The sequence below is a fragment of the Ciceribacter sp. RN22 genome, assembly GCF_024054295.1.
Taxonomy (GTDB): domain Bacteria; phylum Pseudomonadota; class Alphaproteobacteria; order Rhizobiales; family Rhizobiaceae; genus Allorhizobium; species Allorhizobium lividum.
On the sequence record NZ_JAMXLD010000001.1, the window covers coordinates 1,315,796 to 1,342,093 of the forward strand.

Annotated in this window: 30 protein-coding genes; 9 read left to right on the top strand and 21 right to left on the bottom strand. The window is 65.5% G+C overall.

The genetic code is table 11. The features are described 5' to 3' along the window. Positions 1 to 70: 70 nt before the first annotated feature. On the top strand, positions 71 to 1,576 hold the full coding sequence (locus NHF53_RS06555; RefSeq protein ID WP_252833572.1) for a leucyl aminopeptidase: 1,506 nt from the start codon (positions 71 to 73) through the stop codon (positions 1,574 to 1,576). A gap of 16 nt (positions 1,577 to 1,592) precedes the next feature. After that, a complete protein-coding gene (locus NHF53_RS06560) occupies positions 1,593 to 2,042 on the top strand; it encodes a DNA polymerase III subunit chi (RefSeq protein WP_252833573.1) in 450 nt (149 codons plus the stop codon). Between the two features lie 13 nt (positions 2,043 to 2,055). On the opposite strand, the gene NHF53_RS06565 is transcribed toward NHF53_RS06560, so the two are convergent. The 5 genes from NHF53_RS06565 to NHF53_RS06585 form a co-directional block, all read right to left on the bottom strand. After that, complete coding sequence (locus NHF53_RS06565) at positions 2,056 to 2,454, bottom strand: type II toxin-antitoxin system VapC family toxin (RefSeq protein WP_252833574.1); 399 nt, start codon at positions 2,452 to 2,454, stop codon at positions 2,056 to 2,058. Beyond that, on the bottom strand, positions 2,441 to 2,701 hold the full coding sequence (locus NHF53_RS06570) for a type II toxin-antitoxin system VapB family antitoxin (RefSeq protein ID WP_252833575.1): 261 nt from the start codon (positions 2,699 to 2,701) through the stop codon (positions 2,441 to 2,443). The genes NHF53_RS06565 and NHF53_RS06570 overlap by 14 nt, the downstream gene beginning before the upstream one ends. A 59-nt stretch (positions 2,702 to 2,760) precedes the next feature. Next, positions 2,761 to 4,647: a ribosomal protection-like ABC-F family protein gene (gene abc-f / locus NHF53_RS06575; protein WP_252833576.1), complete on the bottom strand. Its 1,887-nt coding sequence runs from the start codon at positions 4,645 to 4,647 to the stop codon at positions 2,761 to 2,763. 130 nt (positions 4,648 to 4,777) lie between these two features. After that, entirely contained in the window at positions 4,778 to 5,839 is a 1,062-nt protein-coding gene (locus NHF53_RS06580) for a diguanylate cyclase (protein WP_252833577.1), read from the bottom strand. Positions 5,840 to 5,993: 154 nt separating this feature from the next. Then, entirely contained in the window at positions 5,994 to 6,503 is a 510-nt protein-coding gene (locus NHF53_RS06585) for a DinB family protein (RefSeq protein WP_252833578.1), read from the bottom strand. Positions 6,504 to 6,649: 146 nt separating this feature from the next. Here NHF53_RS06585 and NHF53_RS06590 point away from each other — a divergent pair, with 146 nt between their 5' ends. Next, the gene (locus NHF53_RS06590; protein WP_252833579.1) at positions 6,650 to 7,333 is read left to right on the top strand and encodes a glutathione S-transferase family protein; all 684 of its coding nucleotides are present in this window, start codon (positions 6,650 to 6,652) and stop codon (positions 7,331 to 7,333) included. Positions 7,334 to 7,339: 6 nt separating this feature from the next. Here the strand turns inward: NHF53_RS06590 and NHF53_RS06595 are convergent, their stop codons facing one another. Together NHF53_RS06595 and NHF53_RS06600 are read right to left on the bottom strand one after the other, a co-directional pair. Further along, a complete protein-coding gene (locus NHF53_RS06595) occupies positions 7,340 to 7,882 on the bottom strand; it encodes a YbhB/YbcL family Raf kinase inhibitor-like protein (protein ID WP_252834932.1) in 543 nt (180 codons plus the stop codon). A 45-nt stretch (positions 7,883 to 7,927) separates the two neighbouring features. Beyond that, entirely contained in the window at positions 7,928 to 8,794 is an 867-nt protein-coding gene (locus NHF53_RS06600) for an AraC family transcriptional regulator (protein WP_252833580.1), read from the bottom strand. A gap of 171 nt (positions 8,795 to 8,965) precedes the next feature. Between NHF53_RS06600 and ndk the strand changes: the two genes are divergently transcribed. Beyond that, complete coding sequence (gene ndk, locus NHF53_RS06605) at positions 8,966 to 9,388, top strand: nucleoside-diphosphate kinase (RefSeq protein ID WP_112686940.1); 423 nt, start codon at positions 8,966 to 8,968, stop codon at positions 9,386 to 9,388. A 93-nt stretch (positions 9,389 to 9,481) separates the two neighbouring features. Here the strand turns inward: ndk and NHF53_RS06610 are convergent, their stop codons facing one another. Continuing rightward, positions 9,482 to 10,003, bottom strand: a complete 522-nt coding sequence (locus NHF53_RS06610; protein ID WP_252833581.1) for a hypothetical protein — start codon at positions 10,001 to 10,003, stop codon at positions 9,482 to 9,484. Beyond that, the gene (locus NHF53_RS06615; protein WP_252833582.1) at positions 10,000 to 10,548 is read right to left on the bottom strand and encodes a CGNR zinc finger domain-containing protein; all 549 of its coding nucleotides are present in this window, start codon (positions 10,546 to 10,548) and stop codon (positions 10,000 to 10,002) included. Before NHF53_RS06615 ends, NHF53_RS06610 begins: the two co-directional genes overlap by 4 nt. 65 nt (positions 10,549 to 10,613) lie before the next feature. Here NHF53_RS06615 and NHF53_RS06620 point away from each other — a divergent pair, with 65 nt between their 5' ends. Further along, positions 10,614 to 11,510 carry a branched-chain amino acid ABC transporter permease gene (locus tag NHF53_RS06620; protein WP_252833583.1) on the top strand — a complete coding sequence of 299 codons (897 nt, stop codon included), beginning with the start codon at positions 10,614 to 10,616 and terminating at the stop codon, positions 11,508 to 11,510. 9 nt (positions 11,511 to 11,519) lie between these two features. On the opposite strand, the gene NHF53_RS06625 is transcribed toward NHF53_RS06620, so the two are convergent. The 5 genes from NHF53_RS06625 to NHF53_RS06645 all read right to left on the bottom strand — a co-directional run bounded on the left by NHF53_RS06625 (position 11,520) and on the right by NHF53_RS06645 (position 15,793). Continuing rightward, entirely contained in the window at positions 11,520 to 11,981 is a 462-nt protein-coding gene (locus tag NHF53_RS06625) for a molybdenum cofactor biosynthesis protein MoaE (protein ID WP_252833584.1), read from the bottom strand. A 1-nt stretch (position 11,982) separates the two neighbouring features. Then, positions 11,983 to 12,234, bottom strand: coding sequence for a molybdopterin converting factor subunit 1 (moaD, locus tag NHF53_RS06630; protein WP_252833585.1), 252 nt, complete (start codon positions 12,232 to 12,234; stop codon positions 11,983 to 11,985). A 5-nt stretch (positions 12,235 to 12,239) separates the two neighbouring features. Then, positions 12,240 to 12,821 carry a CDP-diacylglycerol--glycerol-3-phosphate 3-phosphatidyltransferase gene (pgsA, locus tag NHF53_RS06635; RefSeq protein ID WP_114362006.1) on the bottom strand — a complete coding sequence of 194 codons (582 nt, stop codon included), beginning with the start codon at positions 12,819 to 12,821 and terminating at the stop codon, positions 12,240 to 12,242. 183 nt (positions 12,822 to 13,004) lie between these two features. Then, positions 13,005 to 15,032 carry an excinuclease ABC subunit UvrC gene (uvrC, locus tag NHF53_RS06640; RefSeq protein ID WP_252833586.1) on the bottom strand — a complete coding sequence of 676 codons (2,028 nt, stop codon included), beginning with the start codon at positions 15,030 to 15,032 and terminating at the stop codon, positions 13,005 to 13,007. Then, positions 15,029 to 15,793 (bottom strand): SDR family oxidoreductase, encoded by a 765-nt coding sequence (locus tag NHF53_RS06645; RefSeq protein ID WP_252833587.1) that lies wholly within the window; start codon positions 15,791 to 15,793, stop codon positions 15,029 to 15,031. The genes uvrC and NHF53_RS06645 overlap by 4 nt, the downstream gene beginning before the upstream one ends. Positions 15,794 to 16,161: 368 nt before the next feature. Between NHF53_RS06645 and NHF53_RS06650 the strand changes: the two genes are divergently transcribed. Then, positions 16,162 to 16,803 (top strand): outer membrane protein, encoded by a 642-nt coding sequence (locus tag NHF53_RS06650; RefSeq protein ID WP_252833588.1) that lies wholly within the window; start codon positions 16,162 to 16,164, stop codon positions 16,801 to 16,803. A gap of 81 nt (positions 16,804 to 16,884) precedes the next feature. Here the strand turns inward: NHF53_RS06650 and NHF53_RS06655 are convergent, their stop codons facing one another. The 4 genes from NHF53_RS06655 to NHF53_RS06670 all read right to left on the bottom strand — a co-directional run bounded on the left by NHF53_RS06655 (position 16,885) and on the right by NHF53_RS06670 (position 19,514). Further along, positions 16,885 to 17,481: a glutathione S-transferase gene (locus NHF53_RS06655; RefSeq protein ID WP_252833589.1), complete on the bottom strand. Its 597-nt coding sequence runs from the start codon at positions 17,479 to 17,481 to the stop codon at positions 16,885 to 16,887. A 20-nt stretch (positions 17,482 to 17,501) separates the two neighbouring features. After that, a complete protein-coding gene (locus NHF53_RS06660) occupies positions 17,502 to 18,173 on the bottom strand; it encodes a ribonuclease T2 (protein ID WP_252833590.1) in 672 nt (223 codons plus the stop codon). A gap of 4 nt (positions 18,174 to 18,177) precedes the next feature. After that, on the bottom strand, positions 18,178 to 18,582 hold the full coding sequence (locus NHF53_RS06665; RefSeq protein ID WP_252833591.1) for a hypothetical protein: 405 nt from the start codon (positions 18,580 to 18,582) through the stop codon (positions 18,178 to 18,180). Between the two features lie 80 nt (positions 18,583 to 18,662). After that, a complete protein-coding gene (locus NHF53_RS06670) occupies positions 18,663 to 19,514 on the bottom strand; it encodes a 23S rRNA (adenine(2030)-N(6))-methyltransferase RlmJ (RefSeq protein WP_114362013.1) in 852 nt (283 codons plus the stop codon). 76 nt (positions 19,515 to 19,590) lie between these two features. Here NHF53_RS06670 and NHF53_RS06675 point away from each other — a divergent pair, with 76 nt between their 5' ends. Beyond that, complete coding sequence (locus tag NHF53_RS06675; RefSeq protein ID WP_252833592.1) at positions 19,591 to 21,711, top strand: molybdopterin-dependent oxidoreductase; 2,121 nt, start codon at positions 19,591 to 19,593, stop codon at positions 21,709 to 21,711. Continuing rightward, a complete protein-coding gene (locus NHF53_RS06680; protein WP_252833593.1) occupies positions 21,708 to 22,331 on the top strand; it encodes an NUDIX domain-containing protein in 624 nt (207 codons plus the stop codon). Before NHF53_RS06675 ends, NHF53_RS06680 begins: the two co-directional genes overlap by 4 nt. 45 nt (positions 22,332 to 22,376) lie before the next feature. Here NHF53_RS06680 and NHF53_RS06685 read toward each other — a convergent pair whose 3' ends face one another. Beyond that, complete coding sequence (locus tag NHF53_RS06685) at positions 22,377 to 23,327, bottom strand: omptin family outer membrane protease (RefSeq protein WP_252833594.1); 951 nt, start codon at positions 23,325 to 23,327, stop codon at positions 22,377 to 22,379. A gap of 238 nt (positions 23,328 to 23,565) precedes the next feature. Here NHF53_RS06685 and NHF53_RS06690 point away from each other — a divergent pair, with 238 nt between their 5' ends. After that, positions 23,566 to 24,366 (top strand): SDR family oxidoreductase, encoded by an 801-nt coding sequence (locus NHF53_RS06690; RefSeq protein ID WP_252833595.1) that lies wholly within the window; start codon positions 23,566 to 23,568, stop codon positions 24,364 to 24,366. A 20-nt stretch (positions 24,367 to 24,386) separates the two neighbouring features. Here NHF53_RS06690 and purN read toward each other — a convergent pair whose 3' ends face one another. Both purN and purM read right to left on the bottom strand, forming a co-directional pair. Beyond that, complete coding sequence (gene purN / locus NHF53_RS06695; RefSeq protein WP_252833596.1) at positions 24,387 to 25,043, bottom strand: phosphoribosylglycinamide formyltransferase; 657 nt, start codon at positions 25,041 to 25,043, stop codon at positions 24,387 to 24,389. Next, a complete protein-coding gene (purM, locus tag NHF53_RS06700) occupies positions 25,040 to 26,113 on the bottom strand; it encodes a phosphoribosylformylglycinamidine cyclo-ligase (protein ID WP_252833597.1) in 1,074 nt (357 codons plus the stop codon). The genes purN and purM overlap by 4 nt, the downstream gene beginning before the upstream one ends. Positions 26,114 to 26,298: the final 185 nt, after the last annotated feature.

A 26,298-nucleotide genomic window follows, 5' to 3' on the forward strand; every position in this document is an offset into this window, starting at 1 on the left:
TTGACGCTTGCGTTCATGACCGAAAGGGCCATGATCCCGGCTTTCGTTTCGACCTTCCCCCGGAGTCTCCATGTCTTCCAAATTCGACATTTCCTTCGCCAAGGACCACCGGATCAGCGGCGGGCTCGCCGTGCTCCTTCAGGTTCAAGGAGCCGACGCGGCCGCCGGCGCCGAGGTTGCGGACCCCGAAGGCGTGATCGCCAGGGCCGCCAAGATCGGCAAGTTCACCGGCAAGGCCCGCGCCGTGCTCGACATCCTCGCACCGCATGGTTCGCCGGCCGACCGGATCGTCGTTCTCGGCCTCGGCAAGACGGCCGAGATCACCGCCAACGACTGGCTGCGCGCCGGCGGCGCCGCGGCCGGGACCTTCAAGTCTGCTGAGAAAGTGACGGTCTTCTTCGACGCGCCGGGTCTCGACGCGAGCGGCAAGGCCGCCGCCGACTTCGCCCTCGGCATGCTGCTGCGCAGCTATGACTTCGACGCCTACAAGACCCGCAAGGGCGACGACAACGGCAACGGCAACGGAAAGTCCGAGCCGAAAGAGGTCAAGGTGACGATCGTCACCGCCGAGGCCTCCGCGGCGCGCAAGGCGTTTGCCGACAACGAGGCGATCGCCCAGGGCGTCGTTCTCGCCCGCGATCTCGTCAACGAGCCCGCCAACGTGCTGGGGCCTGAGGAATTCGCCGACAAGGCGAAGGCGCTGGAAGCGCTCGGCGTCGAGGTCGACATCCTGACCGAGAAGGACATGAAGAAGCTCGGCATGGGCGCGCTGCTCGGCGTCGCCCAGGGCTCCGTCAGGCCGCCGCGGCTCGCCGTCATGCAGTGGAAGGGTGGCAAGCACAAGGACAAGCCGATCGCCTTCGTCGGCAAGGGCGTGGTCTTCGACACCGGCGGCATCTCGATCAAGCCGGCCGCCGGCATGGAGGAGATGAAGGGCGACATGGGCGGTGCCGCAGCCGTCACCGGCCTCATGCATACCCTCGCCGCCCGCAAGGCGAAGGTGAACGCCGTCGGCGTCATCGGCCTCGTCGAGAACATGCCGGACGGCAATGCCCAGCGGCCGGGAGACATCGTCACCTCGATGTCCGGCCAGACGATCGAGGTCATCAACACCGATGCCGAAGGTCGCCTCGTGCTGGCCGATGCGCTCTGGTACTGCAACGACCGCTTCAAGCCCGCCTTCATGATCAATCTCGCGACGCTCACCGGCGCGATCACCGTCGCGCTCGGCAACCTGCACGCCGGCCTGTTCTCGAACGACGACGCTCTTTCGGAGCGATTGCTGGCGGCGGGGCTTGCGACCAACGAGCGCCTGTGGCGGATGCCGCTCGGCAAGGACTACGACAAGATGATCGATTCCAAGTTCGCCGACATGAAGAACTCGAGCGGACGTCAGGCAGGCTCGATCACCGCGGCGCAGTTCCTCAAGCGCTTCGTGCAGGAGACCCCCTGGGCGCATCTCGACATTGCCGGCACCGCCATGGGTTCGCCGACCGACGAGATCAACCGCTCCTGGGGATCAGGCTTCGGCGTCCGGCTCCTCGACGAGCTGGTGCGCGCGCACTACGAAGCGTGACGGGAAGGCGGGCGTCTTGGCCGAGATCCTCTTCTATCATCTGACGGAATCGAAGCTCGAGGACGCCCTGCCACCGCTTCTCGAAAAGAGCGTCGAGCGTGGCTGGCGGGTCGCGGTGCAGGCGGCCGATCCTGCCCGCCGTGACGCGCTCGACGCCCATCTCTGGACCTGGCGCGACGAGAGCTTCCTGCCGCACGGCACCGATGCGGCGGAAGGCGCCGAGCAGCAGCCGGTGCTCATCACCGTCTCTCCGGAAAACCTCAATGCGGCGAGCGTACGCTTCCTCGTCGACGGCGCCGAGCCGCCGGAAGCGCTGGATTACGACCGTGTCGTCTTTGTCTTCGACGGTTACGATCAGGCCCAACTCGAAGCCGCCCGCGCGCAGTGGAAGAAACTGAAGGGTGAGGGCCACGCGCTCACCTACTGGCAGCAGACGGCCGAGGGGCGATGGGAGAAGAAGGCCTGAGACAGGCCTTTCGTCAGGACTGGCGGAGGTCCGTCTGCGAGAATCCGTCGCCGACATAGAGGAGCGGTACATTGGCCGCCCGGCTGCCGGCATAGGAAAAACAGTCGCCGAAGTTCAGCTCCGCCGGATGACGTCCCTTGCCGTAGCGCGCGAAGGCCTCGAGCGCGTTCGCCGCCATCTCCTCGGTGACCGGCGTGACGCGGATGTCGAGGACGTCGAGGAACTCTTTCACCAGCCGGTCGGCCGTCGGCGGCTCCAGCTCCAGCCTCTTGCCGAGCACGGTCGTCGCCTCGAAGACGGCGGTCGGCGTCGTCATGCGCGGCGTGGCGGTGGCGTCGAGCCGTTCAATGAGCGCGCCGGCTTCCGGCGCGTCGATCAGGATGGCGACGATGGCCGAGCTATCGACGAACATCGGCATCTCCCCACATCTGATCCAGGAAGGCCCTGTCGTCGAAGGGGCGCAGGCTCGCATGGTCGGCGAGCGCGTACTTCTCGCGCAGCCGGGTGACCCGTTCGCCGAGCGAGGGCTTTGCCAGCTCCTCGTCGATCACACGCTGAAGCGCAAGGCGGATCGCCTCGGTCTTGGTGGGCGCTTTCAGGATGGCTCGCGCCTGTTCGGCCAGAGCGTTGACGCATTCGTCCCGCACGTAGAGGGGCATGACGGCTCCTTGGGAATATACAACTTACGTATAATGGATATCCCGGACCTGTTCAAACCTCAGCCGGCCATCGCCTCTTCATATTCGGTGGACAGTTCGAGCCACTGTTCCTCGGCGGCTGAGAGCTTTGCCGCGGCCTCGCCGCGCTGCTTTGCCTTTTCCGCTGCCTTGGCCGGATTCTTCTCGTAGAGTGCCGGATCTGCAAGTTCCGCATCAAGCGCCTGAATCAAAGTCTCCAGTTTCTTCGTCAGGGACTCGATTTCATTGATCTTTTTCCTGAGCGGCGCGAGGCTTGCCCGCTTGTCGGCGGCGGCCTTGCGCTGGTCGGCCTTGTTCACCTGGGCGCCTGCATCGGCCTTATCCTTCTCGTCCGGCTTGCGCGCCGCGGTGACCACAAGGCTGCGATAATCCTCCAAGTCGCCGTCGAAGACGCTGACGGTGCCGTTGTTGACGAGCCACAGCCGGTCGACCGTCGCCTCGATCAGGTGCCGGTCGTGGGCGATCAGGATGACGGCGCCGTTGTAGTCGTTCAGCGCCTCGATCAGCGCGCGGCGGCTGTCGATGTCGAGATGGTTGGTCGGCTCGTCGAGAATCAGGAGATTCGGCGCGTGGAAGGCGGAGAGCCCCATCAAGAGGCGCGCCTTCTCGCCGCCGGAAAGGTCCTTGGCGGCGGTCGCCATCTTCTCGGTCGCAAGTCCCATCTGCGCGACGCGGGCGCGCACCTGCGCCTCGCCCGCCTGCGGCATCAGCCGGCGCACATGGTCGACCGGCGTCTCGTTCGGCACGAGGTCGTCGAGCTGGTGCTGGGCGAAGAAGCCGACCGAGAGGTTCGGCGCGAGCTTCATTTCGCCGGCCTGCAGGTTGAGCCGCCCGGCGATCAGCTTGGCGAAGGTGGACTTGCCGTTGCCGTTCGAGCCGAGGAGGGCGATGCGGTCGTCGGCGTCGATCCGCAGATTGATGTTCTTCAGGATCGGCTTGCCGGGCTCGTAGCCGACAGCGCCGCCGGAAATCGCGACGATCGGCGAGGCCGGCTGTCTCTCCGGTTCCGGGAAGGAGATCGGCTGGACGTGATCCTCGATGACGGCCGCGACCGTGCCCATGCGTTCCAGCGCCTTGATGCGGCTCTGGGCCTGCCGCGCCTTCGACGCCTTGTAGCGGAAGCGGTCGATATAGCTCTGCATGTGCTTGCGCGCCGCGTCGCTCTTCGCCTTCGCCTTCATCTGCAGTTCGTCGGCCTCGGCCTTCTGCCGCTCGAACAGGTCGTAGCCGCCCCGATAGAAGGTGAGCTTCTTCTGGTCGAGATGGATGATCGCGTTGACGGCGGTGTTCAAGAGGTCGCGGTCGTGGCTGATGATGATGACGGTGTGTGGATAGCGCCGCACATAGTCCTCGAGCCAGAGCGTGCCTTCGAGGTCGAGATAGTTGGTCGGTTCGTCGAGGAGCAGGAGGTCCGGTTCGGAAAAGAGCACGGCCGCGAGCGCCACGCGCATGCGCCAGCCGCCGGAGAACGACGAGGCCGGGCGGCGCTGCGCCTCGTGATCGAAGCCGAGACCGGCGAGGATCGTCGCGGCGCGCGCCTCCGCCGAATGGGCGCCGATGTCGGCGAGCCGCGTCTGGATCTCGGCGATGCGGTGCGGATCGGTCGCCGTTTCGGCCTCCTTGAGGAGGGCCGCGCGCTCCTTGTCCGCAGCCATGACGATCTCGATCAGCGCCTCTTCGGTACCCGGCGCTTCCTGCGCCACCTGGCCGATGCGGGCGTTCTTCGGGATGGTGATCGATCCCGTTTCGGCGGAGAGTTCGCCGGTGATGATCTTGAAGAGCGTCGACTTGCCGGCGCCGTTGCGGCCGACGAGGCCCGCCTTCGTGCCCTCCGGCAGCGAAACGGTGGCGTGGTCGATCAGGAGCCGCCCGGCGATGCGGGCCGAGATGTCGTTGATGGTAATCATGGCCTTGGCTTTTGGCGGAAGCGCTCGCCAAAGGCAAGACGCGAGCGGCCCCGCCGGCGGTGTGGGTATGCGGGCTCTGCGCCGGGGTGTCCGGCGGGCAACATTTTCCGGCTGTTTTCGCCTTCGGGCGTCAGGCGGCGCGGCGACCCGCGACGCCGGGCGCAAAACACGCGATGGGCGCGCGCGGGTCCACCTTGGCGGCGGCGAGCGCCTGTTCCGCCCGGGCAGTGAGATGTTGCGCACTCTCGGCGTCGTCGCTGAGGGCAATCCCGATCGACAGTCCGAGTGCGCCGTTGTCCTCGCCGTCGGCGGTGGCGAAGACCAGCCCGTTCTCGACCGAATCGTGGATGCGCCCGGCGATCGTCCGAGCGGCGGCGTCATCGACGTCGGCGAAGAGGAAGGCGAACTCGTCGGCTCCGATGCGGGCGACGAAGTCGTTCTTCTTGATCGACTTCCTCAGGATCGCGGCGAGCCGCTTGAGAATGCGGTTGCCGGCCTCCGTGCCGTAGTCGCGGTTGACGGCGGCGAACCCGTCGATGTCGGCGATGAGAAGGGCGGTACCGCGTGGCAGCGCCCCGGACTCGTAGAGGCTCTCGAGGCGGTTGGCGAAGGCGATGCGGTTCGGCAACCCGGTCAGGCGATCGCGCAGGATTGCGGCCTTGGCCGCACGCGTCGCTCGCTCGGCAGCGTCGAGCCGGTCCAGACCGGCCTTCAGCGCCTGCTCGGCCCGGCTTTCGCTTCGAAGAAGTTCGGCGGCGGAGGATTGCAGGAAGTCGACGTCGGTGAGGAGATCCTCGACCCCGCGGTCCCGGTCCTCGCGGATCGCGCGGAGGAGCGTCTCCATGGCGCCGACGAAGGTCTGCTTCTCGCGAATGGCGGCGGACATCTCCTCCGCGGCCCCGGAGAGAACACGCGCGGCCTCCACGCAGGATTTCTCCTCGATGAGCCCGCAATGGCCGGTGAGACGGTAGGCGAGGCCGATCCGGTCGAGCACATGCTGCGGCGGGTTGGGCGCAAGCGAGGTGACGTCGCGGGCGAGCGCCGGATCATGCCCGAAGAGCGCTTCGTGGAAGAGTTCGTAATTGCGCGGCAGGGCGTCGACCTTGAGCCGCGCCATCGCCTGCGTGACGCGCTGCAGCCGGTCCGTCGCCTCGTTCTCCGCCGATGCCGTCCCTTCGTTCCGATGGCCCATCCCGCTTTCCCCGTCCAAAGCTCGTTTGCTTCCCTGGCTTCTTCCGGAGACCAGATGAGGCGGAAAGCCTGTGCAATCCGTAAACGATGGGCGCGCCGGCGCGTGATGCGCAACGGAGTTTGCCGGGAGGGTTAAGGGACCGTCTCCAGCCGGGTCAGATCCACTGCTGCCCTTCCTGCCGCTGGAAGTAGACGAGGTCGAGCACGAGCGAGGGCTTGCCGAGCGCCGTCAGCGCCATGTGCGCCTGCCCGCGGTGATGGGTCTGGTGGTTGAAGAAATGTGCGACCGCGGCACCGAGCTTGTGGCTGATCGGCTCCGGCTTGACGATGGTCGTGTAGGAGATGCGGGCGTCGAGCGATGCCTCGTCGAGCCCGTCGACCCAGCGGATGATGCGCTCGTCCTCGACCTGTCGGGCGGCGGCGAGATCGGCGAGCGTTTCATAGGGTCGCTCGTCGAGCGCGCGGGAGGTGGGACCTTCGCCGGTGAAACGCCGCATCCAGATGCGGTCGCCGACGAGGATGTGGCTGAGTGTGCCGAAGAGCGAGCCGAAGAAGGCGCCGGTGTCACGGAAGAGCTCGTCCTCGGTGAGTTCTGCGGCGGCGGCGTAGACCCGCTCGTTGGCCCAGCGGTTGTAGGCGGCGAACATCTGGCAGTGCTGCAGCATTTCGGGTCTCCGGAACGAGTGACGCCTCAGTCTAGGCGAGGGGAACTGAAGTGTGGGTGATGGGTTCGATGAAATTTCCTGATTTGATTGCGCCGCAGCCATGCCCTTGAATGCCGGCGATCATTCTTGGAACAAGGAGCCCCGCGATGTCCAGAACCCTCTACTCGCTTTGCGGCAGTGATCTCTCCCGCCCGTTCTCGCCCCATTGCTGGAAAGTCGTGATGGCTCTGAAGCACAAGGGGCTCTCCTATTCCGAGCGGCCGCTGCCGTTCACGGCCATCCCCGATATCGAGAACGGGGCGACGCGGACGGTGCCGTTGCTGCGCGACGGCGACCGCCTGATCTCCGACAGTTTCGCCATCGCGCTCTATCTCGACGACGCCTATCCGGACGAGCCGACGCTGTTCGGCGGCGAGGGTGGCAAGGCGCTCGCCCGCTTCGTCGAGGGCTTTTCCCAGACGGTGATCCATCCGGCGATCACCCGCATCGCCATCATGGACATCCACGACATGCTCGACGAGGCGGACCGGGCCTATTTCCGCCGAAGCCGCGAACAGCGTTTCGGCGTGCCGATCGAGGAAGTCGCGGCCGCCCGTGACCAGGAAATCGCGGCCTTCCCCGACAAGTTCACGCCGCTGCGCCACATGCTGACCTTCCAGCCGTTCATCGGCGGTGACGGCCCGCTCTTTGCCGATTACATCCTCTTCGGCGCGCTGCAGTGGCTGAGGATCACGACCGGCTCGGTGCACTTGCCGCAGGACGATCCGGCCTATGCCTGGTACGAGCGTTGCCTCGACCTCTACGACGGCGAGGCCAGGAAGGTCGCCTAACGCTCCTCAGCGCCCGTAGGTCACGGTGATCGCGGCCTTGGCGAGTGCATTGGCATTCGTCATGAAGCCGATCAGGGCGCCGCTGGCATTCTGGTCGAGGTCGAGCTTGTCGACCGAGAGTGCGGTCACGGTGAAGATGTAGCGGTGCGTCTCGCCGGCCGGCGGGCAGGCGCCGAGATAGCTTGCGAAGCCGGCGTCGGCGCGGCTCTGCACGGCGCCGTCCGGTGCGCCCTTGTTCGGCGTGACGCCGCCTTCGAGCCCGGTAACCGAGGCCGGGACGTTGAACATCACCCAGTGCCAGAAGCCGGAGCCGGTCGGCGCGTCCGGATCATAGGCGCTGACGACGAAGCTCTTCGTGTCCGCTGGTGCATTTGACCAGGAAAGCTGCGGGGAGATGTTGCCGCCGTCGCAGCCGAAGGTATTCGCGACCTGCGCGTCGGAAAGCGTGCCGCCGTCGCGGATGTCGGCGCTCGATAGCGTGAAGTCCGCAGCCTGTGCGGCAAAGCCGGAGAGGCTCGCGATGGCGGTTGCGAGAACGAGGGATTTCAACATGGTCTGGCTCCTTTGCTTTGGAGCCCTACCGTAGCCGGCACTTCACTCCGCCGCGGCCCTCGGACGCTCGACTTCTGTCCCGGAACGCTCGCCGTCGCCTGCGGCGGAGCGGATGTCGCGCGGCGAGAGCCCGAAGCGGGCGCGGAACCGCGCCGCGAATTTCGACGCCGAGCCGTAGCCGACGTCGAGCGCGACGCGATTGATCGGCAGTTCGCTCGCCTGGAGGAGGGCAAGCGCGGTCGTCATGCGGACGTCGGTAATGATCTCCGTGAGGCTGGTGCCGAGAAGGGCGAGCTTGCGCCGCAGCGTCTGCTCGCTCATCGCAAGCGCGCCGGCGACGGTCGCCGCCGGCCAGTCTGCGGCGGGATCGGTCCGGACGAGCGCGCGGATGCGCCAGACGAGATGTTCGCGCATGTCCGGCAGGAGGCCGATCCCCCGCGCCTGCAGGCGGATCACCAGTTCGCCGAGGACATGGCGATGAACGCTCTCCTGCGTCGAGGCTCCCTCGGCGATGGTTTGCCGTGCACGGGCAAGCGCATCGAGGAAGCCGTCGTCCGGCGCGATGTGGACGGCCCCGGTCGTCGGCCGCGCCGCGGGGTCGGCATAAGCGGCGACCAGCGACGGTGCGAGGCTCAGCGCCTCGGCGTGATAGGCGCCCGTCTCCCCGACGCCGTTGATGATCACGCATTCGAGGCCTTGCGGTACGAAGACCGCTTCGCCCGGGCCGGCGATGACCTCGTCATGGTCCGTGATGACGCGCTTCCAGCCCTGCCTGACGAGGATCAGCGCCGGCTCGTCGATCTGGAACTGCCGGAACCGGCCGGTCGAGGCCTGCAGGATGGAGCAATGGACGGCAAGTCCGGGCAGGGCCGCGGTGAAGCGGCTGGCGCCGTCTGCGGGGCTTTTCATGGAAGGGCTCCTGTCGATTGCCGCGTGGTCGAACCGCTAGGGAACCGCGGCCGGCCATGTCGGCGGGCAATGATATGACGGTCTCGTGAAATTCGTCCATCCCCCTTGTTTTCGGGCCTTGAGGCGGGTAGATACCGCCCACTTTCCCCATAGGACAAAAGGATGAGAACCATGGCGATTGAACGCACGTTTTCGATGATCAAGCCGGACGCAACGAAGCGCAACCTGACGGGCGCGATCACCAAGATGCTCGAAGATGCCGGCCTGCGCGTCGTCGCGTCGAAGCGCGTATGGATGAGCAAGCGCGAAGCCGAAGGCTTCTACGCCGTGCACAAGGAACGTCCGTTCTTCGGCGAACTCGTTGAAGGCATGACCTCGGGCCCGACCGTCGTACAGGTCCTCGAAGGCGAAGGCGCCATCCTGAAGAACCGCGAAATCATGGGCGCCACCAACCCGGCCCAGGCCGCCGAAGGCACCATCCGCAAGACCTTCGCGCTGTCGATCGGCGAGAACTCGGTTCACGGCTCGGACGCCCCGGAAACCGCCGCCCAGGAAATCAAGTACTGGTTCTCCGACACCGAGATCGTCGGCTGAATCAAGTCCTGAGGCCTTAGCCTCAAGCATTTGAAGACATTCGGGAAGCCGGGGCGGAAACGCTCCGGCTTTCTTGCTTTTCCGTGTCCTCGTTCACGTCCCGGAGGCCGGCGCCGGGCAATCCTTGTCCGGATCGAAATCCTGGCTGCCGTCGCCCTTGAAGACCTCGGGATTGGGCGTGTAGATCGGTCCGACCACCAGCGGTTTCGCCGGCAGGATGCTCTGGTCGAGCGTCGAGGTCACGCTCGTTTCGATCGTCTGGATCACCGCGTCCTTGTCGTCGAGGATGCGGATCGTCACCGCATAGGGCTTGTCCTTGACGATGCAGTGGACCGGCGGGCTTTCGAGCGACACCTTCTCCCAAAACGGGAAGATCTTCGAGCGCGTCACGAGCGGCGGGCCGCCGGCCGGGTTCTCGTAGGTCGTCTCGGCGAAGCTCTCCTCCGGCAGCGGGCCATTGCGCGCCAGCGTGATGACGTAGGTCGCAGCGGCGATGCGGTAGTTGAAGATGAAGACACGGCCCGAGACCTGGAGTGGCTCGTTCGCGTCCTCCCGCTGACAGCCCGCGAGCGGCAGCAGCGCGAGCAGGGCGGCCGCGATCCATCGCGTTTTCATGACAAGGCTTCCTTCTTCTTGCGATAATGGCGGTGCGCTTTGGTGCGGTTGCCGCAGACCGCCATGTCGCACCATGTGCGGCTGCGGTTCTTGCTGCGGTCGAGGAACAGCCAGCCGCAATTGGCGCAGATCTTGATCCGGTCCTGTTCCGGCGCCGACACGAGCCGGAGCGCGGAGAACGCGGTTGCTGCATCGAGCGCATCGCCGCTTTCCGCCGCACGCAGATTGGCGGCGATCGCCTCAAGAAGGAAGGCAAGCCGTTTGCGCGTGTCGGGGCCGGCCGCGCGGGCGCGGAAATAGCCGTCGATCTCCTCGCGCAGGCGGATGAACCGCTCCCGGGCGCCAGGCGAAAGCGGCGCGAGCTTTGCAAGGAGATCGTGCTCCGCGCCATGGGTGCGGGCGGCCGGAACGAACAGGTCGAGTTGCGCCGGATCGTCGAAACGATCGACGCGGCGGTCGGGGTCGAAGCGGAGGACGACGCTGTTGGCGACGTCGAAAGCCAGTGTTCCACCGGAGAAGCGATGAGGGGTCCAGGAAAAGGTCATGGCGGAATTATAACTGGCAAAATTAAAAATGATAGTTATAAATCTCTCGAAAGAAGAGGGGGATCATGGCTTATCTGTTGCAGCAACTCGCCAATGCCGTGCCGGTCGCCGCGCTCTATGCGGCGCTCGCCTTCGGCTATTCGCTCGCCTTCGCCATGACGCGCCGTGCCGACATCACCTTCGGTGCGCTCTTCGCCTTCGCCGGACAGATCTATGTCTTCTTCGCCCACGCCGGCTGGAACCAGCTCTATCTCGTGCTGCCGGCGGCGCTCGCCCTCGGCGCCGCGGCCTCCTTGCTCTATACGTTCGGCGCCGCGGTGCTGATCGGCCGCCACGTGATGTTGCCGCTGCGGCGGGCCTCGCCGAACACGGTGATCGTCGCCTCGCTCGGCGTGCTCGTAGTGCTGGAGGAGATGGTGCGGATCGCCATGGAGAGCCGCGGCCTGTGGCTCTCGCCCTTCCTCAACCGCGAAGTCGTCTTCTGGGCCGACGGTGGCTTCAAGGTGACGCTGACGCTCATCCAGCTTTTGAATGCCGCGATAATGGTCTCGCTCGTCTTCGTGGGCCACCTGCTTCTCACACGCACCCGCCTGGGCCGGGTCTGGCGCGGCGTCGCCGACGATCCGCTGGCCGCCGAGATGTGCGGGACGGATGCGCGCGCCGTCTTCGTCTGGTCCTACGTCGCCTCGGCGGCGATCGCCGCCGTCTGCGGTGTGCTCGCGACTTCGTATTACGGCACGATGGATTTCGGGGCGGGGCTGATGTTCGGCCTCAAGGTGGTGCTGGTGGCTGCGGCCGGCGGCTATTCGGTGCCGCTGCGCTCGGCGCTCGGTGCCGCCGCCGTCGCTCTCGCCGAGACGCTCTGGAGCGGTTACGGCCCCATTCTCTGGCGCGATCTCGTCATCGCCGGAGGCTTGGTGACCGTGCTGGTAATCAGCCGGCAAGAACGGGCGATTCCGTAAGGATGGCGCCTATCGCCACTTGTCGAGCGCTTGTGTGTCGGCGTCCTTCGCCGAGACCCAGTCGCCGGCGGAACCGTCGCGCCGGTGCTCTTTCTTCCAGAAGGGGGCGGATGTCTTCAGATAGTCCATCATGAACGCGGCGCCGTCGAAGGCGGCCTGACGGTGCGGGGCAGCAGCGAGGACCAGCACGATGTTCTCGCCGGGGGCGATCTTGCCGTAGCGGTGGATGGCGGTGAGGCCGAGAAGCCCGAAGCGCTCGACGGCGATCCCGGCGATACGGCGCATCTCCGCCTCCGCCATGCCGGGATAGTGTTCGAGTTCGAGGGCGGAAAGGGTGCCGGCTTCGTCACGGCAGAGGCCGACGAAGCTGACGATCGCGCCGATGTCTCGGCGCCCTTCCGTCAACACCGCGGTCTCGGCGGTAGCGTCGAAATCCTCGCGCTGGACGCGGATGCTCGGCGCGGCAGCCATGTCAGCCACCCGTCATCGGCGGGAACAGGCCGATCTCGCGGGCGCCGGCAATCGGCTCGTCATGCTCCACATGTTCCTGGTTCACCGCGACGCGGATCGCCTGCGGAAACTGGAAGGCCGCCTCGTATTCCTCGCCGAGCCCGCTCAGGTACTGGATGAGGTCGCCGGCCGTGACGACGCTTTCCGGCAGGTCGAGCTCTTCCTCGCCCTTGCCGATCCTCTCCCGTACCCATGCGAAATAGACGAGCTTCATCGCGGTCAGTCCACCATGTGCTTCACGCCGGCACGGAAGTAGTCGTAGCCGGTGTAGATCGTCAGCAGGGCCGCGACCCAAAGGAGCGTGATGCCGATCTCTGTCGTATAGGGCAGGACCTTGTCACCGGCGGGGCCGGCGAGCAGGAAGGCGATCGCGACCATCTGGATCGTCGTCTTCCACTTGGCGATGCGGGTGACTGGCACGCTGACCTTGAGCGCCGCCAGGTATTCCCTGAGCCCCGAGACAAGGATCTCGCGGCAGAGAATGGTGATCGCCGCCCACAGCGACCAGCCGGCGATGGTGCCGTCGGCTGCCACGAGCAGCAGGACGGAGGCGACCAGCAGCTTGTCGGCGATGGGGTCGAGCATGCGGCCGATGTTGGAGGTCTGGTTCCAGATGCGCGCGAGGTAGCCGTCGAGGAAGTCGGTGACCGAGGCGATGATGAAGAGCGTCAGCGCCGTCCAGCGGGCCCAGTCGGAGCTCGCGAGTCGTCCCTCGACGAAGAAGCAGAGAACGATGACGGGAACCGCGACGATGCGGCCATAGGTCAGCAGATTGGGGATGTTTAATGCGCGGGACGCCATGAAAGACCTGTGATTTCTCAATTCGGGTGTAGATGACGGTTTTCTCTCTTCACCGTCAACTGGTCACCCACGGGTTTTTTCGTCTTCCGTCACATAGACCTGCGGCGGAACTGAGGTGCTTCCGATTGCGACACCCGCTATTGCCGGCGTACCGGTGCCGGGATCGGCCTCGGGCCACCGGCCCTAGTCGGCGCCGCTCTCGTGGAAGTGATTGTAGATCTGGCGGGCGACGGCCTCGGAAATCCCCTCGACCGATGTGAGGTCGCTGATCGCCGCCCGCGAGACGGCCTTGGCCGTCCCGAAATGCTGGAGAAGCGCCCGCTTGCGGGAAGGGCCGATACCGCCGATCTCGTCGAGCGGGTTTTTTACCATCTCCTTCTTGCGTCGTGCCCGGTGCGATCCGATCGCGAAGCGGTGCGCCTCGTCGCGCAGCCGCTGGACGAAATAGAGCACGGGATCACGCGGCGGCAGGGTGAAGTCGGGTCGCCCCTCGATGAAGAAGCGCTCGCGGCCGGCATCGCGGTCGACGCCCTTGGCGACGCCGATCGCCGTCACGCAGTCGCGGATGTCGAGGTCGTCGAGGATGGCGCGCACGGCCGTCATCTGGCCCTGGCCGCCGTCGATCAGGATGACGTCCGGCCATGCCGGGAAATGGTTGTTCTCTGCCTCGTCGACCGGCGGCTGGCTGCGGTCGGGCTTGCCCTCTTCCTTCAGGAGACGCGAGAAGCGCCGCGTCATCACTTCCCGCATCATGCCGAAGTCGTCGCCGGGGGTGATGTCCGTCGATCTGATGTTGAACTTGCGGTACTGGTTTTTCACGAAGCCTTCGGGACCCGCAACCACCATGCCGCCGACGGCATTGGTGCCCATGATGTGCGAGTTGTCGTAGATCTCGATGCGACGCGGGACGTAAGGCAGGCCGAAGGTTTCGGCAAAGCCCTGCAGCAGGCGCGACTGCGAGGCCGTCTCGGCGAGCTTGCGGCCGTGCGCCTCACGGGCATTGGCGATCACGTGGTCGAGAATGTCCTTCTTCTCGCCGCGCTGCGGCACGAGCACATGGACCTTGTGGCCGGCGCGCTCGGAAAGGGCTGTTGCGAGCAGGTCCTGTTCCTCGATCGTCTCCGAGAGCAGCACCTGCCGCGGGCAGGGCTTGTCGTCGTAGAACTGTGCGAGGAAGGCGCCGAGCACCTCGGCGCCGGAAAGCTGCGGGTCCGCCTTCGGGAAATAGGCGCGGTTGCCCCAGTTCTGGCCGGTGCGGAAGAAGAAGACCTGGATGCAGGAAAGCCCGCCCTCGTGATGGATCGCGAAGACGTCGGCCTCCTCGATGCCGGCCGGGTTGATGCCCTGATGGCTCTGCACGTGGGAAAGGGCGGCCAGCCTGTCGCGGAAGACGGCGGCGCGCTCGAAGTCGAGGTTTTCCGCCGCCTCGTTCATCGCCCTGGCGATCGCCGCCTTCACGTTCTGGCTCTTGCCGGAGAGGAAGTCCTTCGCCTCCCTGACGAGGCCGGCATAGCCCTCGTCGCTGATCTCATGCGTGCAGGGGCCGGAGCAGCGCTTGATCTGGTAGAGCAGGCACGGCCGTGTGCGCGTTTCGAAGACGCTGTCGGTGCAGGTGCGCAGGAGAAAGGCCCGCTGCAGCGAGTTGATCGTGCGGCCGACCGCGCTCGCCGAGGCGAAGGGGCCGAAATAGTCGCCCTTGCGGGCACGCGCCCCGCGGTGCTTGAAGATCGCCGGTGCCCGGCTGTCGCCCGTGATCAGGATATAGGGAAAGCTCTTGTCGTCACGCAGCAGGACGTTGAAGCGCGGCCTCAGCCGTTTGATGAGGTTGGCTTCGAGCAGCAGCGCCTCGACCTCGGTCCGGGTCGTGACGAATTCCATGTGCGCCGTCTCGCGCACCATGCGGGCGATACGGTTGGAGTGCACGCGGCCCTGCGCGTAGTTGCCGACACGCTTCTTGAGGCTGCGGGCCTTGCCGACATAGAGCACGTCGCCCTCGGCATTCATCATCCGGTAGACGCCGGGGCTGTTCGGCAGCTTCTTGACGAATTCGCCGATCAGTTCGGCGCCGGAGAGGCCCTGGTGGTCGATGCCGCCCTCGTTCCAGTCGATCGAAAGCGCGGACACCGGCGATTCGCTCTCGACGACGCCTTCGTCCTCATCCTCCGTGCCGTCATAGAGAACGCCGCCGTCCGGCAGCTTTCCTCCCGTCATTCCACAATCTCCGTGCCCGGCCTCAGCCAGGCAAGATGCTGGCCGCCGTCGACGGCAATCATTTGGCCGGTGATCGACGGCGTGTCAAAAAGAAAGCGGATCGTTCGCCCGAATTCCGCAAGCTCCGGTCCGCGGCCGAGCGGCAGGGCATCGATCTGCGCCTGGAAGTCCGCTTCCTCCTGCCGGGTGCTCCGGAAGGTCGGCCCCGGGCCGATGCCGTTGACGCGGACCTTCGGTGCGAAAGCCTGCGCCATCGTGCGAGTCGCCGCAAGCAGGGCCGATTTCGACAGCGTATAGGAATAGAAGGAGGGCGTGGGTGCCAGCACCCGCTGGTCGACGATGTTGACGATCAGCCCCTGTGCGTCGTCCGGCACCTGCCGGAAGAAGGCCGCGCCGAGGATCGACGGTGCGCGGACATGCAGGTCGAAATGGGCGGAGAAGCTCTCCGCATCGAAGGTGTGGGCCGCGTCTTCCAGGAACACCGAGGCGTTGTTGACGAGCAGTCCGATCGGGCCGAGAGCGGCATTGGCGGCACCCATGAGCGCGGTCGTCTGTCCGATGTCGCGGAAGTCGGCGGCAAGTACTGCTGCCCGCGCGCCGTCGCGCCGCAGGGTGTCTGCAAGCGCTTCGGCTTCGTCCACCGAACCGTTGACGTGGATGGCGACGGCGAAACCTTGGCGCGCCAGATCCTCGACGATCGCGCGGCCAAGTCTTTTTCCCGAACCGGTGACGAGGGCGGTCTTCGCTATGCCTTTTTCCATTTCCGCTCTGCTTTCGACTTCCGATGAACTGCCTCGCATATATGTCGTATCGCTCACTCTTAAATAGGGACTGCAGATTCTTTTCGGCATCCCGTCATTCGTTCTACTTGGTAAGACTGGAGATGTTTTTCGACGTTAATCAGTATTAATCGAAATCACAGCAAACATAGTTAACAAAAAGTTTGTTGCTGATTAGCAACATCTAATTTCTGTCATTTCTGTGCCACAATGAATTCACAATTCGGCTCTTTCAATTCCTCAATTGGCCGCCACATTTACTCTCAGGACGGGCGAGATAACCCGCTCAATTGTTCCAGCCGCCACTTCGATATGTTCGCCTGCGGCAACGGACTGAAAAGGAGACTAGTATGCGTAAACTCGTTATGATCCTCATGGCAACCGCCGCCGGTGTCGCGGCGTTCTCGACCGCTCAGGCCGCCGACGCCGTCGATCAAATCCCCGAGGCTCCTGCCGCGACCGAAAGCTACAGCGCGCCCGTCAGCAACTGGGCCGGTGCCTATGTCGGTGCGACCGCCAACTACGACTGGGGCCGCTTCGGCAGTGGCGACTACAACGCCAAGGGCTTCGGTGGCTCGCTCTATGGCGGCTACAACTTCCAGAACGGTCAGATCGTCTACGGTGCGGAAGCCGACATCGGCTACACCGGTGAAGACGGCAGCGCAGGCACCGGCCTGACCGGCAAGCAGGGCGTGAACGGGTCTGTCCGTGGCCGCGTCGGCTACGACATGAACCCCTTCCTGATCTATGGTACGGCCGGTCTCGCACTTTCGAACAACAAGCTCGAGAGCGCCACGGACTCGGATGAGAAGATCGCTGCCGGCTACACCGTCGGTGCCGGTGTCGAAGCCAAGGTCACCGACAACATCATCGCTCGCGTCGAGTACCGTTACAGCGACTACCAGAAGCGTGACTTCAGCCTCGACGGCACGACCGTTTCGCGCGGTTTCGACGATCACAGCGTCAAGGTCGGTATCGGCGTCAAGTTCTGATCGCTGAAAGACGACATCACGAGAAAAGCCGGGCCCAGCGCCCGGCTTTTTTGTTCTGCGTTGGCGTTGTCGCCGCCGGCACTATACCTGCGGCTTCAGCTCCGCATAATCCTCGAAACGCTTCTCGAACTTCTGCGGCCAGGCGGCAAGTGCCGTGCGTCCATCCTCCCACTCGCCGGGGAAGCGGAGCATCAGGTAGCCGATCAGCGCGGCGAGGGAAAAATGCCCGCCATGGAGCGACTTGCCGGTCTTCGGCAGGTTGGCGTTCAGGTAATCAAGCCCACGGCTCACCTTCTGCCATTGCCTGTCGATATGGGGCTGGTGCACGCGCTCTTCCGGGCGCTGCCGCCGCTCGTAGACGATCGCGACGAGGCAGTCGGTGATGCCGTCGCAGAGCGCCTCCAGCACCTCGGCCTCGGTACGCTTGCGGTTCTTGCGGGGGTAGAGGCCGCCCTTCGAGCGACGGTCGAGATAGTGCATGATGGCGCGGCTGTCGAAGATCGGGCCGTCCTCGCCGGTGAGAAGCGTCGGGATCTTGCCGAGCGGATTGTTGTCGATCAGTTCCGGCGGGTCCTCGGTGGCGGCGACCCGCACCACCTCTGCTTCCATGTCGAGATAGCGGAGTGCCATGCGCACTTTCGAGGAATAGGGCGAGGTGGAGGAGCAGAGGAGCTTCATCGTTCTTCCAGTTCGGTTGTTCACCGTGCCGGCGGCACGGTGACGGAGGGGAGGGAGCAGGCCTGTGCGTCGATCGCCGGGCAATCGCGGAAGGCAAGCTCCGGTGTCAGGCAAACGCGGATTTCCGAGAGCTTGCCGCGTTCGCAGGTGATCGCCAGTGCCTGGCGAGAGAGGCCGGCATTGGCGCGCGTGAACTGCGTTTCGATCGCATCGACGTCGACGGTCATCGTTTTCTCCGCCGCTTTCAGCGCGTCGGGGATCCGGATGCGTTCGTAGGCCGCGCGGGTGAGTGCGAAATAGTCCATCTGGCTGAGTCCGGAACAGGTGCCGTGCTTGCGCCACTGGTGGCCGATCAGTCCCATGCTCGGCATGATGTCGAAGAGCGTGCGTCCGAGCTTGTCCGGCACGCGCCGCGGCTGGTCGGTCGGGCAGTTTTCGGGATAGCCGCGTTCGTTCTGCGGCCAGAGCCCGTGCACAACGAGCCCGTAGCGCTTTCCGTCACCGCACTGGTCCCGGTTGCCGGCGGCCTTGGCGCTTGCGCAGAAGGTCGGCGACCAGGAGAGCGCCAGCACATAGAAGTCGAAACGGGAAGGCTTCGGAGGCCCGTCCGCTCCCGCACCGTTCGGGAGGATGACGATGGCACCGGCGAGAGCGGCCGCGCGCAGCACGTTCAGTCGAGCTGACGTTCGCATCGATTCAGCGCAGGGACGCACAGCGGGCGCCGTAGACGTGCCACGGGTCGAGGCCGTCGGTGCAGAACTCGACGGACGAACCGAGACCCGCAAAGCCCCATGTGCTTTCGATCAGATACCAGAGATTGCGGCCGAGGCCGTCGCTGGTGGTGACCGTCGCATGGCAGAAGCGCCGTTCGACGCGATGTGTCTCGTCGGTCGGCCGGAAACCGGTCTCGCGGATGATGCCGAAGTCGGCGATCGAGAGATCGATCTTCAGGAATTGCCGGTTGTTGCGGGTGAACCGGCTTTCGACCGACCCGACGACGGCGGCGTCGTCGCAACGCGGTGTCGCGGCCTGGCTCTCGGTTGCCGAAAGCGCCGTGGCGACGACCGCGAGGCATGCGCTGACGAGGATTTTCGCACCCATGGCTCTCTCCCGTTTGCGGCAAGAATGTTGTCAAACCGGCAAGAGGTCAAGGGCGATCGACGCCGCAGGAAGCGGCTTCCTCAGTTCTCTCCGCGCAGCCAGAAGCAACGTTGCGAGGCGTAGCGATCCTGCGCGAGGACGCGCTTCAGTTCGGGCAGCAGCAGATGCAATTCGTCCTTCAGCGTGAAGGGCGGATTGACGATGACGAGGCCGGAGCCGGAGAGCCCCGTCGTCTCGCGGTCGCTGCGCACCGAAAGCTCGGCACAGAGCATTTTCGGGATTTCGAGGGCTTTCAGCGCCTCGTGGAATTCGGCGACCGGCGCGCCCTTCTTGATCGGATACCAGAGGCAGTAGGTGCCGGTCGCGAACCGGCGATAGGCCTTGGCGAGGCCGTCGACCAGCCGCTCGTATTCGCCCGCCTCCTCGAAGGGCGGATCGACGAGCACGATGCCGCGCTTTTCCTTCGGCGGCAGGTGCGCCCCGAGCGCGAGCCAGCCGTCGAGTTCGGTCACCCGCACCTGGTAGTCGCCCTCGAAGAGGCGGGCGAGCGCGCGGTTGTCGTCTGGATGGAGCTCCATCGCCGAAAGCCGGTCCTGAGGACGGAAGAGCATTCGCGCGAGCTTCGGCGAGCCGGGATAGAGGGTGATCGGTCCTTGCGGATTGAGCGTGCGGATGGCGTCGAGATAGGGTGCGAGCAGGGCCGCGACGCCCTCCGGAAGATCGGCCTCCATCAGCCGACCGATGCCGTCCCGCCACTCGCCTGTCTTCTGTGCCTCCTCGGAGGAGAAGTCATAGAGCCCGATGCCGGCATGGGTGTCGAGCACGCGGAAGGCCTTGTCCTTCTGCTGCAGATAGACGATCAGGCGCGCCAGCACGGCGTGCTTCAGCACATCGGCGAAATTGCCGGCGTGGTAGATGTGGCGGTAGTTCATCTGTGTTTCCGATGGTTCTTATGAATTCTTGGAATGGACCTTTAAGGCGCCTGCCGCTTGCCATATACATGCGGGCATGAACTTAGCGAGCCCCATCCGAACCCGTTCCGTCGGTCATACGGCCTGTCCGCACGACTGTCCATCCACCTGCGCGCTCGACGTCGATATCGACGAAAACGGCCGCATCGGACGCGTCCGCGGGGCCGCCGACAACGATTACACCGCCGGCGTCATCTGCGCCAAGGTCGCCCGCTACGCCGAGCGGCTCTACCATCCGGGCCGCCTGCTGACGCCGAAGCGGCGCAAGGGCAGCAAGGGCGAGGGCGCCTGGCAGGAGGTTTCCTGGGACGAGGCGCTCGACGAGATCGCCGACGCCTTCGTCAAGGCCGAGCAGGCGTACGGCGGCGAGGCGATCTGGCCCTATTTCTACGCCGGCACGATGGGGCAGGTGCAGCGCGACTCGATCGAGCGCCTGCGCCATGCCAAGCGCTATTCCGGCTTCATGGGCACGATCTGCACCAATATGGCCTGGACCGGCTATGTGATGGGCACCGGGGCGCTGCGCGGCGTCGATCCGCGCGAGATGGCGAAGGCCGATTGCGTCGTCATCTGGGGCACCAATGCGGTCGCCACCCAGGTCAACGTGATGACGCATGCGACCCGCGCCCGCAAGGAGCGTGGCGCCAAGATCGTCGTCGTCGACGTCTACGACAATCCGACGATGAAGCAGGCGGATCTCGGCCTCGTTCTTCGGCCCGGAACCGATGCGGCGCTCGCCTGCGCGGTCATGCACATCGCCTTCCGCGACGGTCATGCCGATCGCGCTTACATGGATAAGTTCACCGACGATCCGGCGGGGCTGGAGGCGCATCTCGAAACCCGCACGCCTGAATGGGCGGCAGCGATCACGGGACTGTCGGTCGAGGAGATCGAGGCCTTCGCGCGGCTCGTCGGCACGACCAAGAAGACCTTCTTCCGGCTGGGCTACGGCTTTGCCCGCAGCCGCAACGGCACGGTGTCGATGCATGCGGCGCTCTGCGTCCCGACCGTCCTCGGCAGCTGGCAGTACGAGGGCGGCGGCGCCTTCCACAACAACGGCGACATCTTCCGTCTGAACAAGGCGGAACTGACGGGCACCTCCTATCTCGATCCCGATGTCCGCGTTCTCGACCAGTCGCAGGTCGGCCGGGTGCTGACCGGCGACGCGGAGGCGCTGCGCCACCGCGGACCGGTGACGGCGCTCCTGATCCAGAACACCAATCCGGCCAATGTCGCGCCGGAGCAGCGCCTCGTGAAGCGCGGCTTCCTGCGCGATGACCTGTTCGTTGCAGTCCACGAGCAGTTCATGACCGAGACGGCCGAGCTCGCCGACATCGTGCTGCCGGCGACCATGTTCGTCGAGCACGACGACATCTACCGTGCCGGCGGGCAGAGCCATATCCTGCTCGGCCCGAAGCTCGTCGAGCCGCCGGCGACGGTGCGCACCAATCTCTTCGTCATCGAGGAACTCGCCAAACGCCTCGGCGTCGCCGACCGTCCGGGCTTCGGCCTGACGGAGCGCGAGCATATCGGCCGCATGCTGAAGGCGAGCGGCAAGCCGGGCCTCGACGTTTTGACCGAGGAGAAATGGCTGGAGTGCCAGCCTCCGTTCGAGGAGGCACATTTCCTCAATGGTTTCGGGTATCCCGACGGCAAGTTCCGTTTCCGTCCCGATTGGGCGGGCGCCCCCGCGCCGAACCGGCCGCCGGCCTCGGTCGGCATTCTCGGGCCGGTCGATCAACTCCCGACCTTCCCCGATCAGGTGGACGTCATCGAGGTGGCGGATGCCGAACATCCCTTCCGGCTCGCGACCTCTCCGGCGCGCAACTTCCTGAATTCGAGCTTCTCCGAGACACGGACCTCGGCCGAGAAGGAGGGCAGGCCGGAAGTGATGGTCAATCCGTCCGACGCCGCACGTCTCGGCATCGAGGCCGGTGATCTCGTGCGTCTCGGCAACCGTCGCGGCGAGCTGCGCATCCATACCCGCGTGACCGAGGCGGTGAAGCCGGGCGTGCTGGTCGCCGAGGGGATCTGGCCGAACAAGGCGCATGTTGACGGCGAGGGCATCAATGTGCTGACCGGTGCCGACGCCGTCGCGCCGCATGGCGGCGCGGCCTTCCACGACAACAAGGTATGGCTCGTCAAGGACCCGGCATGAGCAAGTTCGACCGCACCGGGATCACCGTCCGCAAGGACGAGACGCTCTGGAAGGGCTGGAGCCATCTGCGGCGCGTCACCTTCGACTATCGCCGCGACGATGGCCGTGAGACCGAACTCGTCTGGGAGGTCTTCGACCGCGGCCGCGCCGTGGCGATTTTGCTGTTCGATCCGACGCGCGAGACGGTCGTGCTCGTGCGGCAGTTCCGCATTCCCGTCCACCTGATGGGCGATCCGGCGTTCCTGCTGGAGGTCCCGGCCGGCGGTGTCGAAGAAGACGCACCCGAATCGGCGGTTTGCCGCGAGGTGCTCGAGGAAACAGGCTACCGGATCGACAAGCCCCGCTTCCTGTTCGCTGCCTACACCTCGCCCGGATCGCTCACGGAGAAGGTTTATTTCTACGTCGCGACGGTGACGTCCGTCGACAAGGTAGCCGACGGCGGCGGGCTCGACCACGAACACGAGGATCTGGAACTCTCGGAGATCCCGCTCGACGAGGCGCTCGAAATGATCGGAACGGGTGCGATCTGCGACGCCAAGACGATCATGTTGCTGCAATGGGCGGCCCTGAACCGGGAAAGTCTTCTCCGGGCAGTGGCGTTGCAGGCCGAGCAGGGCTAGCGGAAGGAACAGGGGCGGAGCCTTTCGCACCGCCCCCGAGACCTGTCAGAATGTGCCCTTGAGGCCGAAGGAAATCGACATCGACTGGAAGGTTGCGCCGGCGGCGTCCTTTTCCGAACCCACGAGGGTGTCCGTCGTCGTGTCGTAGTACTTCATGTCGCCATAGGCGTGGAATACCTGCTGGTAGGCGCCGGAGACGTAGAGAGAGGCGCTCTCGGTCAGCGCGTAGTCGACGGAGACCTTGGCGCCGAGCATCGGGGCCACCTTCATGCTGTCATAGAAGCGCAGGTCACGCTGCCAGTGATCGTCGATGTCCTCGATGCCGAAGCTCAGGCCGCCTTCCAGGCCGCCGCTGATCGTGAACTTGCCGACCTTGTGCTCGCCGTTGACGCTGAGGAAGCCGACCGGGATCTGCTGCTGGTAGCTGATGCCCTTTTCACCGGGCGTGAAGGTGCCGGCCAGGTCGCGGAAGAGCGGGTCGCCGCTCGAATAGATGTAGGAGCCGCCGTATGCGGTCCACTTGACGTCCGTGTAACGGAAACCGAGGCCGACGGCGAGATTGGTGCTGTCGTCGCTGTAGACGGCGCGGTCGACTTCCAGCGAGCCGCTGAAATAGTGGTCCAGCTGGGTATCGGGGTGGGTGGAGCGATCGCTCCAGTCGTCGTGCGTCGCGCTCATCCAGTCGTAGTCGACCATGTGGCCGTCGCCGCCGGTGCCGACGTTGAAATCGCCGCGGATGCTCCAGTTCTTGTCGAGCTGGGCGTCGGCTCCGAGGGTGAAGAGCGTGATGCCCTTGCTTTCCCAGTTGAGCTCGCTGAGCTTCTTGCCGTTGTTGTAGACGAATTCGTCGGCCTTGACGTTGGCGAGCCCGACGCCGCCGAAGATCACGAAGCTGCCGTCGGACGAGGAGAACAGTGTGTCCTCTGCGAGCGCCGCAGTCGGTGCGGTGAGCAGGAGGCAGCAGGCCGCTGCCGATTTGAAGTTCCGGTAATGCATTGAAAGACCCCCACGGCTGAACATTTCGTGCATTCTTAATACGAGAGGAAGGCCTTTATCATCAACGGCTTGCAGGGGCCATATCTGGGTTTGTTGCCGTCCAAAACTGGACCTAAACCTACTTTTCGGTGGCAGACGGGACGCAACGGCCCGCTGTGGTGTGTCGTGACAGTTGCTGTTGACGCTCCCGCCGCGGCCGTTATCTTGCGGCATCTCCCTCGATCGGAAGGAAACGGTTATGGCGGACGGCACGCCGAAATGGGCTCTTGTGACGGGAGCGACGGGCGGGCTCGGACGCGCCTTCTGCGAGGCGCTCGCCCGGCGCGGCTATAATCTCGTGGTGTCGGCAAGGCATACGGCCCACCTCGAGGAACTCGCCGAAGCGCTTCGTTCCGGCCACGGCGTCGAGATTGCGGTCGAGCCGGCCGATCTCACCGCCATCGGTGCAGTGCAGGCTCTCAAGCGCGCCGTCGACGCGCGCGGCATCGTGATCGAGACACTGATCAACAATGCCGGCTTCGGGCTCCACGGACGCTTCCACGCCCAGCCGGCCGAGGCAGTCGGCGGCATGGTGGCGGTCAACGTCGGCGCACTCACCGAACTCACCCACGCCTTTGCCGCAGACATGGCCGAGCGTGGCGGCGGCCATGTTCTGCTGGTCGCAAGCACCGCCGCCTTCCAGCCGATTCCCGGTTACGCGGTCTATGCCGCCAGTAAGGCCTATGTGCTCTCGTTTGCGCATGCGCTGCACGAGGAACTGCGCCGGCGCAAGGTCGTCGTCACCGTGCTTTGTCCGGGACCGACGGAAACGGACTTCTGGGCGCGCGCTGGCCATATTCTGAAATGGGGCGCCCGTGCCGACCTCATGCAGCCGGAACCCGTGGTGGACGAGGGGCTTCGGGCGCTCTATGCCGGCAGGCCGGCGGTCGTCACCGGCCTTGCCAACCGCATCATGGCGTTTTCGACGCGACTTGCCCCGCGCAGCCTGCAGGCGAAGGCGGCGGAGGTCTTCATGGGATCACGCAAGAAGAAGGGGTAGCGCGTCGGCGCGCCCCGGCGTCAGGCGGAAACGAGCGTCGCGGACGGATCGCCGGAAAAGCCGGCCCGTTCGACCGTGCCGTCGGCGCGCATGTGCACCTTGCCCTCGGCGACGAGTTTCAGTGCCAGCGGGTAGGTCCGGTGCTCGACGGTGAGCACGCGCGCCGCCAGGCTGTCCTCCGTGTCGTCGGGAAGGATCGGCACCACGGCCTGGGCGATCACCGGCCCTTCGTCCATGCCGGCAGTGACGTAGTGCACGGTGCAGCCGCTGACACGCATACCGGCGTCGATCGCCCGCTGGTGGGTGTGCAGCCCCGGAAAAAGCGGAAGCAGGGAAGGGTGAATGTTGAGGATGCGCCCCTCGTAGGATCGGATGAAATCGGCCGACAGAAGGCGCATGTATCCGGCGAGGCAGATCAGGTCCGGCGCGAGTTCGCCGAGCTTCGCGAGGATCGCCGCCTCGTGTTCCGCTTTCCCTGCATAGGCCTTGCGTTCGAAAACGAAGGTCGCAATGCCCTTCGCCGCCGCCTTGGCGAGGCCACCGGCCGAGGCCTTGTCGGAGATTACACCGACGATTTCGGCGGGAAAATCCGCGGCTTCCGTTGCGGCAAGCAGCGCCATCATGTTGGAGCCGCCACCGGAAATGAAGACGACGACGCGTTTGCGCGGGGCGGTCATAGGGCGAGCGTGCCCTTGTAGACGGTGCCCGGTGCGCCGTCCGCTCGGGCGACCATGCGGCCGAGGGTGACGACCGTCTCGCCTTCGCCGGCGAGGACTTCGGCAACGCGGGTGGCGTCCGTCTCGGCGACGACCACGATCATGCCGATGCCGCAGTTGAAGGTCCGCAGCATCTCGTTCTGGGCGACGCCGCCGGCCTTCGAAAGCCACGAGAAGACCGAGGGTACGCGGAAGGCGCCGAGGTCGATTTCCGCGGCAAGGTGCTTCGGCAGCACGCGCGGAATATTTTCCGGGAAGCCGCCGCCGGTGATGTGGGCGAGCGCCTTGAGGGCGCCGGTCTCGCGGATCGCCTTCAGGAGCGGCTTCACGTAGATGCGGGTCGGCGCAAGCAGCGCCCGGCCGAGGCTTACGCCTTCGGCAAACGGGGCCGGAGCGTCCCAGGAGAGGCCGGAAAGTTCGACGATCTTGCGCACCAGCGAGAAGCCGTTGGAATGGACGCCGGAGGAGGAGAGGCCGAGGATCACGTCGCCTTCGGCGATGTCGCCGGCCGGCAGGAGCTGGCCGCGTTCGGCCGCACCGACGGCGAAGCCCGCGAGGTCGTAGTCGCCGCCGGCATACATACCGGGCATTTCGGCGGTTTCGCCGCCGATCAGCGCGCAACCGGCTTCCCGGCAGCCGTCGGCAATGCCGCCGACGATCGCCGCACCCTGGTCGGGATCGAGCTTGCCGGTCGCGAAATAGTCGAGGAAGAAGAGCGGCTCGGCGCCCTGGACGACGAGGTCGTTGACGCACATCGCGACGAGGTCGATGCCGACGGTGTCGTGGATGCCGGCGTCGATGGCGATCTTGAGCTTGGTGCCGACGCCGTCGTTGGCGGCGACGAGGACCGGGTCCTTGAAGCCTGCGGCTTTCAGATCGAAGAGGCCGCCGAAGCCGCCGATCTCGCCCTCTGCGCCGGGGCGGCGGGTGGAGCGGACGGCGGGCTTGATCTTCTCGACCAGCAGGTTGCCGGCATCGATGTCCACACCGGCGTCGCTATAGGTCAGACCGTTCTTGCCGTTCTCGGACATGGGGCTCTCCAATCGGGTGTCGTCGTTCTCCCGCGCAATGGCATGACCGGGCCGGGGATTCAAGGGAAATACCGGCAAATCCCGGTGAAAAAGCAGGTATGCCGGCGTCTGCGCGGCGGCGGGGGAAGATTTTCGTTCACAAACTGCCGGCCATGAGGTAAGGAGCGCGCCGTAACGCATACCGG